This window comes from Thermococcus atlanticus (assembly GCF_054657855.1).
In genome coordinates this window covers 1,173,527-1,190,186 of the sequence record NZ_BAAHXX010000001.1, presented here as the reverse complement: position 1 = coordinate 1,190,186, position 16,660 = coordinate 1,173,527, and the positions used below count along the sequence as shown (strand labels likewise).

14 protein-coding genes and 1 CRISPR repeat array (1 of these 15 only partly in view) are annotated in these 16,660 nt (G+C 47.9%); of the genes, 1 reads left to right on the top strand and 13 read right to left on the bottom strand.

All coding sequences use genetic code 11. The annotated features are described in order from the left end of the window. Positions 1-3,454: direct repeats of the CRISPR family, unit length 30 nt; unit sequence CTTTCAATTCTCCTAGAGTCTTATTGGAAC (it extends 1,761 nt beyond the left edge of the window). Between the two features lie 524 nt (positions 3,455-3,978). Next, a complete protein-coding gene (cas2, locus tag ACYQ27_RS06265) occupies positions 3,979-4,236 on the top strand; it encodes a CRISPR-associated endonuclease Cas2 (RefSeq protein WP_460041825.1) in 258 nt (85 codons plus the stop codon). Positions 4,237-4,310: 74 nt separating this feature from the next. Here the strand turns inward: cas2 and cas6 are convergent, their stop codons facing one another. The 13 genes from cas6 to cas5b all read right to left on the bottom strand — a co-directional run bounded on the left by cas6 (position 4,311) and on the right by cas5b (position 16,655). Further along, positions 4,311-5,093: a CRISPR-associated endoribonuclease Cas6 gene (gene cas6 / locus ACYQ27_RS06260; RefSeq protein WP_456423278.1), complete on the bottom strand. Its 783-nt coding sequence runs from the start codon at positions 5,091-5,093 to the stop codon at positions 4,311-4,313. Continuing rightward, entirely contained in the window at positions 5,074-5,745 is a 672-nt protein-coding gene (csa3, locus tag ACYQ27_RS06255; RefSeq protein WP_456423280.1) for a CRISPR-associated CARF protein Csa3, read from the bottom strand. Before csa3 ends, cas6 begins: the two co-directional genes overlap by 20 nt. Next, positions 5,723-6,340 (bottom strand): CRISPR-associated endonuclease Cas3'', encoded by a 618-nt coding sequence (locus ACYQ27_RS06250; RefSeq protein WP_456423276.1) that lies wholly within the window; start codon positions 6,338-6,340, stop codon positions 5,723-5,725. The genes csa3 and ACYQ27_RS06250 overlap by 23 nt, the downstream gene beginning before the upstream one ends. 41 nt (positions 6,341-6,381) lie before the next feature. Continuing rightward, entirely contained in the window at positions 6,382-7,953 is a 1,572-nt protein-coding gene (cas3, locus tag ACYQ27_RS06245; RefSeq protein WP_460041289.1) for a CRISPR-associated helicase Cas3', read from the bottom strand. Then, positions 7,950-9,149 (bottom strand): type I-A CRISPR-associated protein Cas8a2/Csx9, encoded by a 1,200-nt coding sequence (cas8a2, locus tag ACYQ27_RS06240; protein ID WP_456423272.1) that lies wholly within the window; start codon positions 9,147-9,149, stop codon positions 7,950-7,952. The genes cas3 (ACYQ27_RS06245) and cas8a2 overlap by 4 nt, the downstream gene beginning before the upstream one ends. Continuing rightward, positions 9,139-9,882, bottom strand: coding sequence for a type I-A CRISPR-associated protein Cas5a (cas5a, locus tag ACYQ27_RS06235; RefSeq protein ID WP_456423270.1), 744 nt, complete (start codon positions 9,880-9,882; stop codon positions 9,139-9,141). The genes cas8a2 and cas5a overlap by 11 nt, the downstream gene beginning before the upstream one ends. A 1-nt stretch (position 9,883) precedes the next feature. Next, on the bottom strand, positions 9,884-10,831 hold the full coding sequence (gene cas7a, locus ACYQ27_RS06230) for a type I-A CRISPR-associated protein Cas7/Csa2 (protein ID WP_456423268.1): 948 nt from the start codon (positions 10,829-10,831) through the stop codon (positions 9,884-9,886). After that, positions 10,831-11,181, bottom strand: a complete 351-nt coding sequence (gene csa5 / locus ACYQ27_RS06225) for a type I-A CRISPR-associated protein Csa5 (RefSeq protein ID WP_456423266.1) — start codon at positions 11,179-11,181, stop codon at positions 10,831-10,833. Before csa5 ends, cas7a begins: the two co-directional genes overlap by 1 nt. A gap of 194 nt (positions 11,182-11,375) precedes the next feature. Then, the gene (cas1b, locus tag ACYQ27_RS06220) at positions 11,376-12,356 is read right to left on the bottom strand and encodes a type I-B CRISPR-associated endonuclease Cas1b (protein ID WP_460041288.1); all 981 of its coding nucleotides are present in this window, start codon (positions 12,354-12,356) and stop codon (positions 11,376-11,378) included. Next, positions 12,353-12,514 (bottom strand): hypothetical protein, encoded by a 162-nt coding sequence (locus tag ACYQ27_RS06215; RefSeq protein WP_460041287.1) that lies wholly within the window; start codon positions 12,512-12,514, stop codon positions 12,353-12,355. Before ACYQ27_RS06215 ends, cas1b begins: the two co-directional genes overlap by 4 nt. Positions 12,515-12,520: 6 nt before the next feature. Next, complete coding sequence (gene cas4 / locus ACYQ27_RS06210; RefSeq protein WP_460041286.1) at positions 12,521-13,033, bottom strand: CRISPR-associated protein Cas4; 513 nt, start codon at positions 13,031-13,033, stop codon at positions 12,521-12,523. A 23-nt stretch (positions 13,034-13,056) separates the two neighbouring features. Then, positions 13,057-15,822 carry a CRISPR-associated helicase Cas3' gene (cas3, locus tag ACYQ27_RS06205; RefSeq protein ID WP_460041285.1) on the bottom strand — a complete coding sequence of 922 codons (2,766 nt, stop codon included), beginning with the start codon at positions 15,820-15,822 and terminating at the stop codon, positions 13,057-13,059. Beyond that, positions 15,822-16,655 (bottom strand): type I-B CRISPR-associated protein Cas5b, encoded by an 834-nt coding sequence (cas5b, locus tag ACYQ27_RS06200; RefSeq protein ID WP_460041284.1) that lies wholly within the window; start codon positions 16,653-16,655, stop codon positions 15,822-15,824. The genes cas3 (ACYQ27_RS06205) and cas5b overlap by 1 nt, the downstream gene beginning before the upstream one ends. Positions 16,656-16,660: the final 5 nt, after the last annotated feature.

Here is a 16,660-nt window from a genome sequence, read left to right as displayed (position 1 = left end):
ATTCGTCCTTTCAATTCTCCTAGAGTCTTATTGGAACCTATCATCAGCATAGACATAACTCTCTCTTGTAGCTCCTTTCAATTCTCCTAGAGTCTTATTGGAACAAAGGCCGGAAAGGCAGGCTTAAAATCGGGCCCAAACCTTTCAATTCTCCTAGAGTCTTATTGGAACATTCTCAGCCGTGGGGAGCATTATTGCCAGCATCCCTCTTTCAATTCTCCTAGAGTCTTATTGGAACGTTACCTGCCCTTGAGAAAGAGTTGAAGAAGTTCATCTTTCAATTCTCCTAGAGTCTTATTGGAACTGTCTCCCCATAAGAAATCTCAACCATTGCATCCGTGCTTTCAATTCTCCTAGAGTCTTATTGGAACCTGAGAATTCGGAAAAAATTAAGACAGTGTTCAGGGACTTTCAATTCTCCTAGAGTCTTATTGGAACCTGCAAATTTTGCTTCATACGCTCCTGGTACCTGACGCTTTCAATTCTCCTAGAGTCTTATTGGAACCTATATCGTTCAGCACTCTTTCTTTTTGTTCTTCTTTCTTTCAATTCTCCTAGAGTCTTATTGGAACGCAGAGAGGAAAAAGCGAGAGCTCGACGAGGAGGCACTTTCAATTCTCCTAGAGTCTTATTGGAACGGGGTGTCTATCGGGAGGGATATAGGGTTCGCTCTAGGCTTTCAATTCTCCTAGAGTCTTATTGGAACTTTTTTGAATTCCTCCCATTTTGGCTTTGGCTTTTTCTTTCAATTCTCCTAGAGTCTTATTGGAACATTGTTACCTGATAGACGTTCCATTTCCCACCAAGCCGCTTTCAATTCTCCTAGAGTCTTATTGGAACATCTAACGTTAAAACGTTTTCCGCTCTGATTAAGTTAGCTTTCAATTCTCCTAGAGTCTTATTGGAACTGGTACTTCGAGACAGAGCGTCCGGAAGAGATCGCTTTCAATTCTCCTAGAGTCTTATTGGAACTTGATAATGAAAAAAGAATAGAAAAAGCATATAGTACTTTCAATTCTCCTAGAGTCTTATTGGAACTTCATTCACTATGTCGCTGGCTTTCTTTCCTTTGCGTGCTTTCAATTCTCCTAGAGTCTTATTGGAACCGTTTTTTGGCAATGCAGAACGTTGCCCCATGCTCAACTTTCAATTCTCCTAGAGTCTTATTGGAACCTAAAGCCTGCTCAGCCCTGAGTACCCTGCCGGGGGAACTTTCAATTCTCCTAGAGTCTTATTGGAACCTTCAACGCTTACTGGAACGCCGAGCTTATCAAGGCTTTCAATTCTCCTAGAGTCTTATTGGAACGTTCAGGACGGCGGCGGAGCTGGAGGTGAAAGCATGCTTTCAATTCTCCTAGAGTCTTATTGGAACAAGGGTTGGAGAATAGCATATGTGATAAAAGCTGATCTTTCAATTCTCCTAGAGTCTTATTGGAACGAATCCACAGCCTCTCATCGCCCGGGCCAAGCTCCTTCTTTCAATTCTCCTAGAGTCTTATTGGAACTGAAGTAATTTCTCTAACTCCTCCAAAAGGTAAAATTCTTTCAATTCTCCTAGAGTCTTATTGGAACTCGGAGAACTGGTGCAGTATGGCGTGGACTTCGACATTGCTTTCAATTCTCCTAGAGTCTTATTGGAACAAAATCAACAACAACGAAAACGACATCATCAGAATTACTTTCAATTCTCCTAGAGTCTTATTGGAACCCCGGCCGTCTTGGCAAAAATCCGCAAGAATGAAGAAACTTTCAATTCTCCTAGAGTCTTATTGGAACTTAAAGCGTTTAAGAAGAACTTCCCGTACGGGAGCGTACTTTCAATTCTCCTAGAGTCTTATTGGAACATACGAAAAGACGGGTTGAAGAGGTACCACAGCCCGACTTTCAATTCTCCTAGAGTCTTATTGGAACACCCACATTATTTACCACAAAAATCCAATACGCAAAACTTTCAATTCTCCTAGAGTCTTATTGGAACGCACAGAATAGCATCGCTAAAGTCAATAAATGAAAACCTTTCAATTCTCCTAGAGTCTTATTGGAACAAAGTTGAAAGAGCGTATAAGGAAGAAAAATGAAAAGTCTTTCAATTCTCCTAGAGTCTTATTGGAACACCATCGGCTCTAACTCTAATAATGTAACTTAAAAATCTTTCAATTCTCCTAGAGTCTTATTGGAACATGCATTCGAATGATGTTGAAGAATTTTACATGTGGCTTTCAATTCTCCTAGAGTCTTATTGGAACTCTTTCCTTTTTTCCGCTAAGCTCCCCTGTGCCCTCTTTCAATTCTCCTAGAGTCTTATTGGAACTTCCCCCAACAAATATTTGATAGTTATTATTATCCTCACTTTCAATTCTCCTAGAGTCTTATTGGAACGCCCAAAGACTATTATTTTGATGAATACTTCATCAACTTTCAATTCTCCTAGAGTCTTATTGGAACACGTAGATCGTAGCTGTTTTCGTATCTGTGAAATTTCCTTTCAATTCTCCTAGAGTCTTATTGGAACTTCGACCATTCAAATGTGTTCATCTGCTCACCATTCAGCTTTCAATTCTCCTAGAGTCTTATTGGAACGAGAGAAGGCTAAGGAAATACTATGATGTTGAGTTCTTCTTTCAATTCTCCTAGAGTCTTATTGGAACCCAAAAACACCAAAAAGCCAATAAGGTGAGGAAGGAACTTTCAATTCTCCTAGAGTCTTATTGGAACACATTATAGTCCTCACCGCTGAAAAGGGCCAACAACACTTTCAATTCTCCTAGAGTCTTATTGGAACTTCATGACTTCCTTCAACGCCGAGGGGATTTTCACCCGCTTTCAATTCTCCTAGAGTCTTATTGGAACGGGGGTGTACTATCTACAGGAACTCACAGTTCCGGCGCCTTTCAATTCTCCTAGAGTCTTATTGGAACCTCGAACAGGGGGATGCGGCCATGTATCTGCACCCGCCTTTCAATTCTCCTAGAGTCTTATTGGAACAAGCCGTTCAGCTATCTGATTATAGAGGCTCAGCTACCTTTCAATTCTCCTAGAGTCTTATTGGAACGATCGCACTTTTATCATCCTAATTCAGACAAAACAGAGCTTTCAATTCTCCTAGAGTCTTATTGGAACGTATCCAACTTAAGTGATATTTTATCCTTATCCTTAACTTTCAATTCTCCTAGAGTCTTATTGGAACGTATTTTTACGTTTGATTTTCATTTTTTTTGTATCGAACTTTCAATTCTCCTAGAGTCTTATTGGAACGACAATGATGCACAGTAGGGTTACAAATGCCGTGTTCTTTCAATTCTCCTAGAGTCTTATTGGAACGACTTCTCAAGGTAGAGTTCAATGCTCTTAGAGCCACCTTTCAATTCTCCTAGAGTCTTATTGGAACAGCACAACTGATACATTTCAGTTGTGCATAAGATATCTTTCAATTCTCCTAGAGTCTTATTGGAACAGGGGGTTAATTTCCGTTTTTGGCTCTATAATGTATCAGAAGGGCTTGGAATATTTAAGTCTTTCTTTGAAGGGCCAGTTGTTCTCCCTTTTCCGGCTTTGGTTTGCCGTGCGTTTGGCCGCTTTATACAGCTGTTCTGGATGGAGAGAGGTTAAGATGCAAACACGAAAGAACATGTCCTCAGCTTCCAGCCGGATATTAAGGGAAAAGCTGTAGGGTGGGGCCTTTTCGTGTCCGGATTCAGGAAAAACTCCATTTTCCGTAGAGAGCGGACTGTAAGAAAAAATCTTAGAGGAGATCTTCAATCCATGAAAAAATTTCGTAACAGATTACTCTGTAAAATCGCACATTGTGTTAGATAGTAACAAAAGGTTATTAAAGATTTCCAAAGGGGGCTCCTGTATTCTATGCGGGATTCCGCCGGTGTCCGCCAGTTAAATTTCCCAAATCACCCTCCGAGCGAGTATCAAAGAATTTTCGAAAACTATATGGGGAAAAGCTCCAAACTGTGCTTGGTGGGAGCAGTGTATGTGGTCATCGTTTACGATGTCGGTGTTTCACGGGTGAATAAAGTCAAAAAATTCTTAAGACAGCACCTCAACTGGGTGCAGAACAGCGTCTTTGAGGGCGAGGTCACGAGGGCGGAGTTCGAGCGTATAAAAGCCGGGATTCTGGACTTAATCGACGAGGGGGAAGACTCCGTCATTATCTACAGGCTCCGCTCCATGCCAAAGAGAGAAACGTTCGGGATGGAGAAGAACCCGCTGGAGGACGTTATTTAGAACCACGCCACTTTTCAATTCTTCTGGAGTCTTATTCAAGTGCAAGAGAAGCTCAAATCATTAATTACATTACTCTACATCACCTCCACCATTCCAAAGCCGTGGGTGTTCCTCATTCCAATGCCAAGGTCGTAGGCAACACGCAGAAACTCCTCTTTTCCCCACATTCTGAACTCGAACTCCCACGCCCGAACTTTTATGTACTTTCTCGTCTTTTTATCGCGCTTGATTCTAAACATCTTGCTTCTTACGCTCTTGGAAAAGACCTTAATCTCGAAATCATCATTGTAGAGTTCTCCGTAAACCATCAGGTACTTCTCACGGAGATTCCTGAATACGAGCTCCCTCCAAAGAGAGGGCTCATCCTCAAAAGGGCTGTTCGGTTGGCCCACTGGCGAAAGATCCCAGGTCTTAAAGCCGTTTGGAGGGCTATTGTGGTAAACGCTGACAGGCGAGAGGGTCCTAAACTTCTTTCCCGAGAGTCGTTTGGGAGTCTTAACCGGGCGGGTTTGAGCTTCAAGGAGTTTCTTACCCCGTAAATGGATCTCCCCAATTCCCAAACTTAGTCCGTTCACGAGGGCTTCGAGGACTGGCCACGCGGAGGAACCGACGAAGAGCCTGACCCGTCCTGACTTGACCTCCAGGCCTTTCTCCGTTTTCCTTACTTTCCCCAGGGGACGGAGGAGCGAGGCAACGAACTTGATGTCCTTCTTGTTATTATGGATTCTTTTTGCTATCTCTTCATCCCCAAGCTCGATGGCCGATAACAGGAAGGAGTAGAGGGGTCTTGGATAGTTGTAGGGAACCGTGAAGGGCTTCTCAAAGCTCAGGAGGAGTTCAAGTCTCAATGCACTCACTCTCCATTATTTTCAGGTAAGTTTTTCCCGCGCGGGTGACAAAATACTTCGGGATCCTTCCGTCCGGCTTTTCAGCCCTCACGAGATGATACCTAGCCATTCCCTTGAGCTCGTTGCTGATTGTCGCTGGAGACACGCCAAGTTCTCTTGCAACAGTTCTGACGCTCTTTCCTTCAAGGAGACCGCAGAGTATTTTCTCCCATCTCCTGTTGTGCGGTGCCAAGAACGAGCCGAGCTCGAGGGATATGTGACCAGAGAGGTTCTCAAAGTCGCTCTCCACGATGACTCTGGCGTCTTTGATACCGAGAAGAGCGAGCAGGGTCGCGACGAGTAGTGGCCTCATTCCTCCCGAAAGGACGGCAAGGACAATCCCGTCTGGGGTTAAGTTTTCCTCAATTGCCCTTTCTATCGTTAGGGCGATTTCTTCATTCTCCATGGGCACTTCAAGGACCACAATGTTTCCTTCTCCCACTATGGGCGAGGCTATGCTCTCTATAGCTTTGATGGCGTTTACAGTTTTCTGCTCTCTCTCATAATCCTCTGGAACCACGGCGACTAATTTGTCCCCTTCTTCGAGCCCATCAAGGCATTCCCTTTTCCTCACAAGAGCCCGAACGATGAACTTCTCGTCAAAGCCCACCGGAAAAATCACGAGCAAAATCCCACCTCCTGACGCCCAGTACATCGAAGATTTCCATTCCAAGGGTAGTTTTCTTCCCCTTTCTGTTGACGACCGCCGAGTAGTTATCAGCAACAACAATTGGCAGGAGAAGTGCGTAAACTCCCCGCAGGTTCTCTCTGAATATGCCTTCTGCTTCGGAGTAGGCAACTTTTGGCTCAACCCAGGGGATCTCGCGGGGAAGCTTCTCCTTGGTAATGTCCTCAAGCAGGAGGAGGCATTCCTCGCAGAGCTTGGGGTTCTCTGGCTTTGGAGGACTTCTGTTTCGTATCCAATCGTGATGATGAAGGAGTATTGCTACAGAGGCAATTCTCCCACTTTTTTCGAATTTTTTGAAGACCTCCCTAGCCACGAGGAATGAATAGAACTCGTGAAAGCCAAAGCCTCGTCTCCTCAGCTGAAACACTTCAAGGCACTTTCCGATGTCGTGCAGGGCGTAGGCCTTTCTCAAAAGGTCTCCAGCGATTTCCGGCTCAATCTCTAGGACTCCGGCGAGGAACTCATTGTATTTTCTGTTAAGATAAAGACCCTCCACAAACTCTAGACCCTTTTTTATGTGATTTTCCATTGTCTCAACACACAACCCATCGCTGAAAAAGGCACAAGGGATCATACGATACCACGCTCCCTGTCGTATTCCCCAGTAAAGACAACTTCAACATCCTGCCCTAGAGCAATCGCCTTGGCAACTTTGTAAGCCCCGTTTAAGTCCGTTAACTCACGATTCCATCCTCTCAGCTCAACCTTGCTCGCAGAATAGAGCTCTAGAAGTTTCTTAGGACTCACAAGAACGGTCTCCTTCCCTACAGAAACGGGCACGAGAAAGCCCCTGAGGATTGAAACTCCCTTAACGGTCAGCCTCTCAACTTCCGCTAAAACGTCCCGCGACCTCTTGGTCGGGTCACCCATTAACTTTACGAGCGTTCCCTTAAGGATTCTGTTCACGGCCTTATTGAGGGAACTTGCACTTTTTCCGTGAACCTCAGTGACGATTTCTTGGTATGTCTTCGGCACTCTGGGGTGGATGGTCTTGCCTATCATCAGCTCGATGGTTTTTTCAACCTTTTCCTTTGGATATGGACCCTTCGGGGCGTCTTCGAGAACGGTTATTCTGGCGTTTCTCTCCCCCTCGTAGCGGGCAACCCTCCCAAAGCGCTGGAGGAGCGAGTTTATGGGAGCCCCGTCAGTTACCATGACATCAACCGAGAAATCAACGCCCGCCTCGACGGCCTGGGTCCCGATGAGAAGGAAGCTCCCTTCCCTTTTCCACTCCCTCAAACGGCCGATTAGCTCCCTCTTGTGGCTTGGGGTCATCCTGCCATGGATGAGCATTATTCTATCCTTCTCGAATCCAAGGTTCGAACGCTCCAGAGCCTCATCGTAGAGTTTAACCGCCCTGCCAACAGAGTTCACGATAATCGCGTTTTTCCTTCCCGGTTCGACGAAGTCGAAGGGATTTCCTGAGTTGAGTTCAATGGTTATCTCTTTTTTGAATTCCCTCTGAATGAAGGGGTCATTTTCATCCGGCAAAAGCACGTGAAACTCGTACCCGTTCCTCTTTGCGTACCTCTCGAAAAGCTTCACGTGGGCGCAGGCGAGGGTCGCGGTCATGACAACTACTGGAACCCTTTGAGATGTTAGGAACTCGAGAACCGCCATAAAAGCTGTAATCATTGATTCATCCTCAAGAAGGAAATGAGCCTCGTCGAAGATTACCAGAGACGTCAGTATCGAAGCCTGGGTGAGATAGTCGTAGCCGAACTCTCTGCCGGCTTTGACACGACCTCTTTTCTTGGTGTTAAGCTTCAGGATGTCCCACGTGAAGGTGTCGGCGGTGGTTATGTTCAGCGGGAAAAGGTGCAGGAACTCACCGCTAGAACCCATCATTTTCGTCCTGGAGAAACCGAAGGCCTCATCCACCGTCCTCTGGATGTCCTCGATGATTGAGCGCATCGGAAGAACGTGGATAACTCTATCGAAGAGAGAAGCATCTTTGAGCGAATGAATGGCGAGAGAGAAGCTGAGGAGCGTTTTTCCATAGCCCGTTGGAGCCTGGAGGATCAAAAATGGTGAGGGACTTGAGGTCGCGAGGTGGAAGGCCTCCTCAAGTAAAGGCCTCTTCTCAGGCTTAAACCCCTTGGCCCTGGCGAGCCTTTCAACGGCCTCGTTATAGGCCTTCATACCAGCACCCCCAGGTGCTCCTCCCACATGAAAGCCCTCATGACCCTCCGAAACTCACCGCTCGCCCTGCCACTCCCCTCGAGGAGCGCCCTGCCCTGACGGAAGAGCCGAAAGATGGCATCTCTGATTAGCTCTTTCTTTCCGCTGTTAATCGCCCTATACAGATCCTTAACGAAGATATATGCCAGCATCTCTCCATCTCCGTTGATGCCCTTCCAGAGCTCCTTTTCGGCAACGTCTACGAGGGCCCAGAGGGGGTATTTCCGAACGATAACGTTCTTCTCTTTGAGCTCAACGAGGAGCGGCAGTCCTCCGACCTTTAAGGACTCAATCTTCTTCACATAAGCCGTGAGGTACTCGCTCAGCCCGGTGAGGTTGAGCTGGATAGTTTTGAGCTCGGTGTAAACCTGACCCTCGAGGCTTATAAGGTGAAGAGTCACGGGATAAACTTCTTCGACGACATTCCTCCCCTCCTCTGCGAGCTTCATGGCCAGCCTCATCTCGTAAAGCTCTTCGGTGCTCAGTGAGACTCTCCCTGAAATCCCCGCCTCGGTCAGGGGGAGGATGCCCTTTTCGATGACTTCCTCGACCTCGTAGGGCCAGAAGCCCTCAATGCCCGGCTTTGTCATGAGATAGTACTTTCCGCCAAGGAAACCTGCGAAGGACGTGAAGAATCCCACCGCCACGAGGGAAAACCACATGGGGTCGAGGCGTATCTGAGCCTTTTGGCCTGTCGTCGGTGTAAGGAAACCGCTCTGGCGCTCATAGTACTCAGGCTGTTTGATTATCGCCGGCAGTATTGCCAGCGCTCCGTTGTACTCGATGCCGAGATAGGTCCCGTTTTTGTCTATTTTTACCTCCGAGAGCGATTTTGAGGGGTCAAACTCACCCTCGCGGAGGAGTTTTATCGTCTCTTTGATGATGAGCTCGAAAAGCTCACCGTAGGTTTCCGGCGCGCTCCTGCTGAACCAAGTCATTAGAACCTTGTCGAAAGAGTTCCTGTCGTTTCTTCCCATCTTCGATGTGTGGGCCTTCACCTTGTTGCCGAAGGAGTTCAGAGCACCTTCGAGAGCGTCGGCGAACTCCTCGGCATCTGGTTCAAGTTCCGCGTTCATGACCACCCATGACATGCCAAGGGAGAGCAGCTCCCTCGTCAGCCCCTCATAGGGATATCTCGTGAGGGCCTCAAGGAGCAAGGATGACCACCTCCCCATCGAGCTTCGCAATCGAGAGCCTACCTCTGACCTCGAGGATTCCTTCGGGATAGAACATCACAATGCGCTTCGCCTTCGAGTAGTCTCCCATTCCCGAGCGCCAGTCAACTACCGATTGGAGCGTTCCATTTCCATGAACCTCAATGCCCTTAAAGGGGAAGGCGTAGGCAGTTTCGGCTTTTTCTACCTCGTGGACTTCAGCTTTTCCGCTCTTCACGTTCTCCACGCTGGCAACTGACTCCCTCGACCCAAGTCTCGTTATTCCCCACGCGGCCCGCTCGACGTCCTTAAATGAGTAGATACTCTCAGAAAGTGTCTCCTCGTTGATTAGGTAGAGGGCCGTCAGAGAGTAGTCAGGTTCACCGTAGAGGACAGCAAAGGGAAACGACGTTACGGCACTCTGAACTTTCCCCCTGTAAACAGTGTTAATTTTCAGGAGCGAGCCGTAGAGCTTGGGTTTCCCCTCCGTTTTAACGGTGACCCACTCGAAGAGGTTAAGCACGGACTCGGCGTTGCTCCTAAAGATCCTGCCTTCGTAGCGGGTCTCACCCCTGTCGCCACTTACGTGGAGGAGCGGATAAGCTATCGCCCCTATCAGCGTCGTTGGCGGCACGTAGCGCAGTGCCGTTCTCATCTTGCTCTGGGGGAGCGCCCTGAGGGCGATGATTCCAGAGGGTCTAAGGGTGACCTTCAAAAATAAGGTCAAGGGAACCACCTCAGAAGGCTCCCTTCTCTCTGAGGTAGTCAATGGCCTCCTTTAGAGCTTCCTCTGGGACATTGTCATCCCCAGCCACAGCGAGGAAGTAGCCCTCGCCAAAGCTCTTCAGGACATTGAGCCTCTTCGTAGTTCTCTCTATGTAGCTGTCGTAGATTGGCGAGGTAACCACGAACGGGTGCTCCGTGACGGTGACTATTAACTCAGTTATGCCGCCGACCGGGAAGAAGCGGGACAGTTTTGCCCCGAACTGAGCTGACGAGAGCATCCTGAACAGTGCCTTCAAAGCGGCTTCGCGCCGGGCCTTTATGTCACTCCCGTCTAGTATCGGTTCGGAGGTTATCGCACTGACTCCAATCGCGTCGAGGTCGAGGTTGAAGGTGAAGCCGTAGAGAGCAGTACCGGTCTCGACGTAGTAGATCATCTGCTCCGAGGCGTTGCCCTTCTTGCTTGAAGAATCCATCTGGGCGTGTCTCGCGTGGAGCTGGGGTTCGGAGGTCGCGAAGAGGGCCACGGACTTCACAGGAAGGGCGTAGCTCACCTGGAACGCCGAGCTCCTCCTAACGGGCGGTTTCTCGGCGTAGAGAAAGCCACCGACGTCTTCAACCACACATGCCCTGACTATGGCTTCCTCAATCTTCTTGGGATCGTCAGGAATCGGACTTACCTTCTTCTGGAGGTGAACCTTGTTCATGGACTTGTAGAACTCTCTCCTCCGGCAGTCGTCGCAGACAGGCAGGTTCAACCCAAGGGCTTCCTTGACAAGGTGCTCCTGGTAGGCGTGGGCGAGGCTCTCACCGCTCAGTGCAGGGACATAGACAGTCTTCAGCTTGCCATCCTCTTCGACCAGATACGGCACGCGCCTGTGCTTGCTGTAGTTGCCGGCAGTTTCTACCATGTTCAGGGCCTCGACGTTGGCCTCAAACCTAACACCAATGCTCAAAAACATCACTCATCACCTCCGGATTTTTCCTTCTTAGAGGGGTATGTAAGGGCCAAGGTTGCAACGCGCTTGGCAGACCCAATGTCGGAGTGGACTGCTTCAAGGAACGCCCTAACCTCCTCATCGGTTGGCAGACCGGGGACAGGGATTTTCTTGCCGTCCTTTTCCACGTACTTTCTTCCATCTTTGTCAGCTGGGACACTCTCCCGTATGGATCTGAATGCTCTCAGGGCCTCGAGCAGGGCTACTTCAACGGGCTCAGGGTTCAGGGCGTTCCCAATCCTGTCTACATAGCCGAAGTTCTTTGTCTGGACAAAGAACCTCAGCATTTTCACGATACCTTTGTACTCAGTCACGATGGTCACCTCAGTAATAGTAAGTTGACTACTCCTATTTAAGATTTACGTTTAGAAACTGTTTAACAAGGAAGAGATAAATGTTTAGAAAAAAATAAACAATCCAAAAACTGTTCCTCTCACGAGTTCTTACAGAGCATTGTTGGAAGTCCCCTAAAACACAGACAGTTACTGTTCAATCATAGTTGAACACCTCAGAACCACGCCACCAGCGGCTCGTACTCCCTTACCCCAACGAGGTGCTTTATCAGCTTGTAGGCCTCAAGCCTTATCAGACGCTGTTTGGTGACGTTCTTTTTGAGGTTAGGATGCCTCACGCTCTTCCTCATCTCATCGTTGTAGGCGTTTATGACCGTTTTCATGCCCTCCTTCGTGAGGAGGACGCCGTTGAGCTCCCCCCGGAAGTGTTCCCTCCTTATGATTCCCTGCTTCACCAGGCGGTTCGCTATGCGGTCTGCTATGATTGGCTTGAATATCTCGCTCAGGTCGAGCGCCAAAGAAAAGCGCCTTTCACCGGGCTCGTGGAGGTAGCTAACCGTCGGGACGAGCTGGGTGTTGTAGAGCTCGCTCACGATGGTGGCATAGAGCCTTGAGTTGAGGAAGCTTATGAGGGCGTTCATCTCGTTCCCCGGCGGTCTGCGCGTGCGCTTCACTATTTTAAAGCCTTCGGGAAGGTGCTCGTCCCACAGAGCGTAATACTCCTGCCTTATCCTCGCCTCGATGTTCATGACCTCGCTTATCCTCCTCGCATCTTCCAGTTCGCCCAGCAACTCATTGAGGAGCCCGGAAAAGCCCTCCCCGACCTTCCAGCGCTTTAGATTGCGCTCCATGTTCCTCGCTCCTCCGAGGACGAAGAGCTTCGCAAGGGTGAGCCTCCCCTCAGAGTCAAGATAGTGCCCCACCTGCTTTATCACCAGATCCCCGGAATGGAGGCTCTCCCTCGGGTAAAAGCTCCCATCGTAATAGCCATAGTGGTTGAAGAAGTGAACCGCCACCCCCTTCTGGGCGAGGAAATGGAGGGCCTGAGAGCTTATGCTAACGTGCCCGTAGATGTAGATGTCGTATATGCCCTCTATCACGAGGGGCTTCCTCCCCCGGGCGTTCTCGAAGTAGAGAGTGTTTTCTTTACGGAAGAGCGTTCCATCCGAAAGGAGGGTTATGGAGCGCTTTCTCATGCTCTCCCACCGTTTTTGTTTTTGAGATTTTTGCTAGAGGATCTATTGGATACGGATATTATCCCCTCGATCTCCTCATCAAGGGTTTCTTCAATGATCCTCTCTATGTCTTCGGGTGAGAGAGCCTCTCCAAGTTTGAGGGTTTTTCTCTTCCTCATACCACATCACACCCAGCACAGCTCATAATAGGCGCACTTTTTGCACTTTCTGGTTTTCACGGGCTCCGGCGGCTTTGGGAGTGCTTTTATCCGTTCAACCTCATTTATCGCTTCCTCCACCTCCTTCTCCCGCCCATCCAGCGTTAGCTCCTTCGTCTCCCTGAGCTTCGGGTAGTTGAGAACCGCTTTCGCCGTTATCCCGAGCCTTTTGAGGTAGTGGAGGTAGTAGAGGGCCTGCATCTCATGGGCCTTCTCCATGCTCCTGCCGAGCTTGACCTCGTGGACTTCAATGATGCCGCCCCTCCTCACGAAGTCTATCTTTATGCTCCCCACCTGAACCTCCTTTTCTTCGTTCTCATAGCGCCGCTCGTGGAGGAACCTGCCCAAATCAACCCATTCGCTCTCCTGTTCCATGGTGACCCCGTGGATGAAGTACCATAGCTTTGTGGGGCAGATGAAGAGGTAGTTGATTTCCGTGCCGGTGATGAGGAGGTCGGTGAGGGGGTATTTGGAGGACATCGTTGCTAACCTCTGAGGTCAGGTTAGAGGACATCTTCATTTACGTCCAAGTCCTCGTCGAGAGCTTCATCAACTCCGTATTTCCAAAGCTTCTCCGTTATTTTTTTGTCCCACGTTAGAACCACTGGATAACCCTTGAACGTATTGTGTAGTGCGTGCTGAAGATGGCTGTCTCTAAGGACGAACCATGTGGGAACGTTTACTGAGAACTCCTGCAGGATTTTCTTGAGCTCCAACTTCTTGTTATTTAGTTCCTTCTGAGAAAGCTCTTCTCTGAGACCATAAACTTTCTGAACGATGTCTCTCCAGCTAAGCTTTAGGTTCTCTGGCTTGTCTAGCAACTCCCCGAACTTCTTTACAGTTCCACTGTAACCATATTCTATCATCAGGGCTGGCACCACGAAGTACATTCCACCCATTTGGCGGAAAACACTCTGGGCCTCGCTCTTCTTTTCGAGGGTGAAGTAGTTGAGCTTTTTGAAAATATTATTGACTTCGTTAATGTACCTTTCGAGGATCTCCCCGCTGTAGACCATATCAATTGCATCCCGTTCGGCTCTGTAATCAAGAGGTTTGTTCTCAATCTCTTTGAGAACTTCCAGGGTTCTCTCCAAAACGGACTTTCCAATTCCTCCACCATATACAGCCAATGTCCCTCTATCAATGCCGGAGAAGATGACTACGTTTGGGGTGTCGGTGGAATAATCTTCAGCCCTGTTTCTATAGACCCTACCCCACCTCTGAACTTGGCTGTCTATAGGCGAGATTTCGGTGATCATAGCGTCAAAATCTGCATCTACCGATGCCTCAACGACCTGTGTTGTTATCAGGAGAAGGGGTTTAGGTTTGTTGTCAGGCATATTACCGTTCTTAAGTGCATTCCTGTATCCCCTATGTTCTTCCAGAAGTCTCTTAACTTCACCTATAGTTTTCTGCTTCTTCTTTTCAGGGAGTCGTGAATGGAGGAGTTTTACTTCCCAGTTGCCTTGAAGTTCATCTTTGAGCTCCTCATACGTTTTAATGGCCTTCTTAACATTGTTGACGACTATAATAACTGTTCTCAAACCGTTAGGCTCGAACTCTTCTGTGATCTTTTTTAGAACATTCTCTTTGCCCTTGAAGATGGGCTCAAGTCTGTTGGTTTTTTCACCTTGCTGATATTCAAAGAGGGACGCCTCAACTACTGCAATTCTGTGGCGTTTTATAGCCAGATTCTTAACTTTCTCTTCTTTTCCCTTGAACTCCTCTGCAACATCCACGACCTTGAACTGGAAATCAAATGGAGATTCCGGAAGTTCACCGATATCAACGTTATACTTCTCAGCCTCATCCGCGGTGAAACCCGAAAGATACCACTTGATGTGAGGCGGCAGTGTGGCGGTAATTATCAGAACTTTACCTCCTGCTTGCCTAACAAGCTGGAGAGTCCTGAGGAATACTGCCACCATCTCTGGGGTGTATGCCTGAACTTCGTCCACAACAATTGCCGACTCGGGATAAACCGAGACAACCTTATCAGAACCGTAGTAGTTCAGACCTGTCAGGAAAACTTGGTCAGGTGTGGACAGCATCACGGGCATCGCCAGTAGCCTGGCCGAATTCACTTTCTTCTCGATATCAATCTCGGTTCCAGCTCCTTCAACGTACTCCATGAAGGCTGTGGAGTGAAGTAACCCAACACTCCCATCGTCAAAATACTCCTGAGACAGGCGTTGGTAAAGATCGTTAAGGGCGACCCTAAGTGGGAGAGTGTAGATTAACTTGCCTCTTCTTTTTGTCCATAAAACCCCTAATTCTGTTTTTCCTGAGCCTGTTGGAGCGATTACAGTAAGATAGTCCGAATCGTTTTTGTTGAGTAGCTCCTCCTGCCAGAGCCCCTTAAACGATTCTCCCGCCTTTTCCTGTATTTTCTTATTTACTTTCTTTTCAATGTTCCCAAAGACCGACTCAATGTTCTTGACAGTTTCAATTTCAAAGTCCCCGCTTGATGAGTAATCACATCTCCTCAGCATACCTAAGAAAACTAGGAAGTCAACATCTAACCCAGCAGGGTTGTATATAGGTATTATCTCCCCAGGATCATCCTCCCAGCTCTCAATTTTTTCCTTAAGCTCCTTCAAGCAGGAAAAGTCCATCTCCTGTTCAAGCTCTCTCACGGCATCGAGAATAAAGCCCTTGGGAAATCTCCCTTTAATCTCACTCAGGCATGTCTTTAGGAATTCACTCATTCCTTCTTTTTTTGAGGCTAAAAAGTTCAGGTACTTTAAGACATCCTCTGGGTATTGCTCAACTATTGCAGTGACCTCCTTGTCACCTGAAAAGAATTCATTGTAATGGTGGAGGAGAATAGCGCTTCTGATTTTTCTATCTTCCTCAGAGTCTTTGAGAAGGGCAGCGGTCCAGAAAACCGAGAAAACCTCATGGTTTCCGTAGGTTTTAACTCCACCGCTCTCCCCCAAGAACTCCCAAAGTTCTTGAGGTAGCTTCTCTTTCCCGTAGAGCCGCATTTGGAAATCGAGGCTTACCTTACCGAGGTCGTGGAGTATTATAGCCTTTGCAAGGCTCTTGAACCACTTGTTTCTTTCTTGAGGATTTGTAAAGGGTTCGTACGTTAGGGTATCACCAAGATTCCCAATAAACGTGTAGAGCTCAACGCATCTTTTCAATGCAGAGCTAACGTGCTCGATGAGGAGTGCGTTTTTATCACCCTTCTTCGCCTTGATGAGAGTGAGTAACTTTGACTCTTCCTTTCTTCTCTTAAAAAAGTCATCTATCCTGCGTTGCTCCATTACAACCACCCACTTGCACGCTTATCGTTAATCACCTTGAACTTCATTCCATCTAGTGAGTATTCTTCAACGCTTACCTCTTTCTCAAACTTGAGGTAAGTCCATGCCCCAACGTAAATTGCCGACTCAAACTTAACGTCCCTGAACGTCTTAGAGGTTATTTCCGCTTTATGTTTAATCGGTTTTCCATCGTTCCCGAAGACGACCTTTACTGGGATAGCATATGTTGGATACTCCTTTTTTCTTAGAGTGTCCAGAGTTACTCTGACATATGTTGGATATTTTATGGCGATATCTCTTGCCCTCCTGTGTTTAGTCTTCTCCAAGAACTCAACTCGTCTTATGAAGACAATATCCTCGCTCCTTCCGAGGGAGAGAACTTTTCCTGGTGTCTCAAGGGCTCTTTTGATTTCCTCCAGAAATTCCTCATCCTCGTGCTGGAGAAGGATGTAAAGCCAGCCGTTGAAGAGCTCCTGCTGAAGGACTGGGCTTCTCTGGGATGTTATTGGAAATCCATAAAGAGGTCTATTCTGGTTCCAGAGCACGGGTCTTCCCCTGAAGCGGACGAGTGATATCCCTGTTTTTGTTGCCTTTATTAGCTGCTGATAGTTCCAGAAAACGCTCTCAAAGCCGCCGTGAACGCTGACCTTGAGGTTCCACCATCTATCAACGCCTCTCTCGTGGCCGTACCAATCGTTGAGTGCATTCTGGAGCATGCCGATTATTGTTGATTTTGGTGGCAAAGGATAAGTTTGAGCATAGTAGAAAGTAAAGGGGTTGCGGTACTGGGCTAATGGCTGGAATAGCTCCACCAGTAGTATTTTCTCTGCCATAGCCA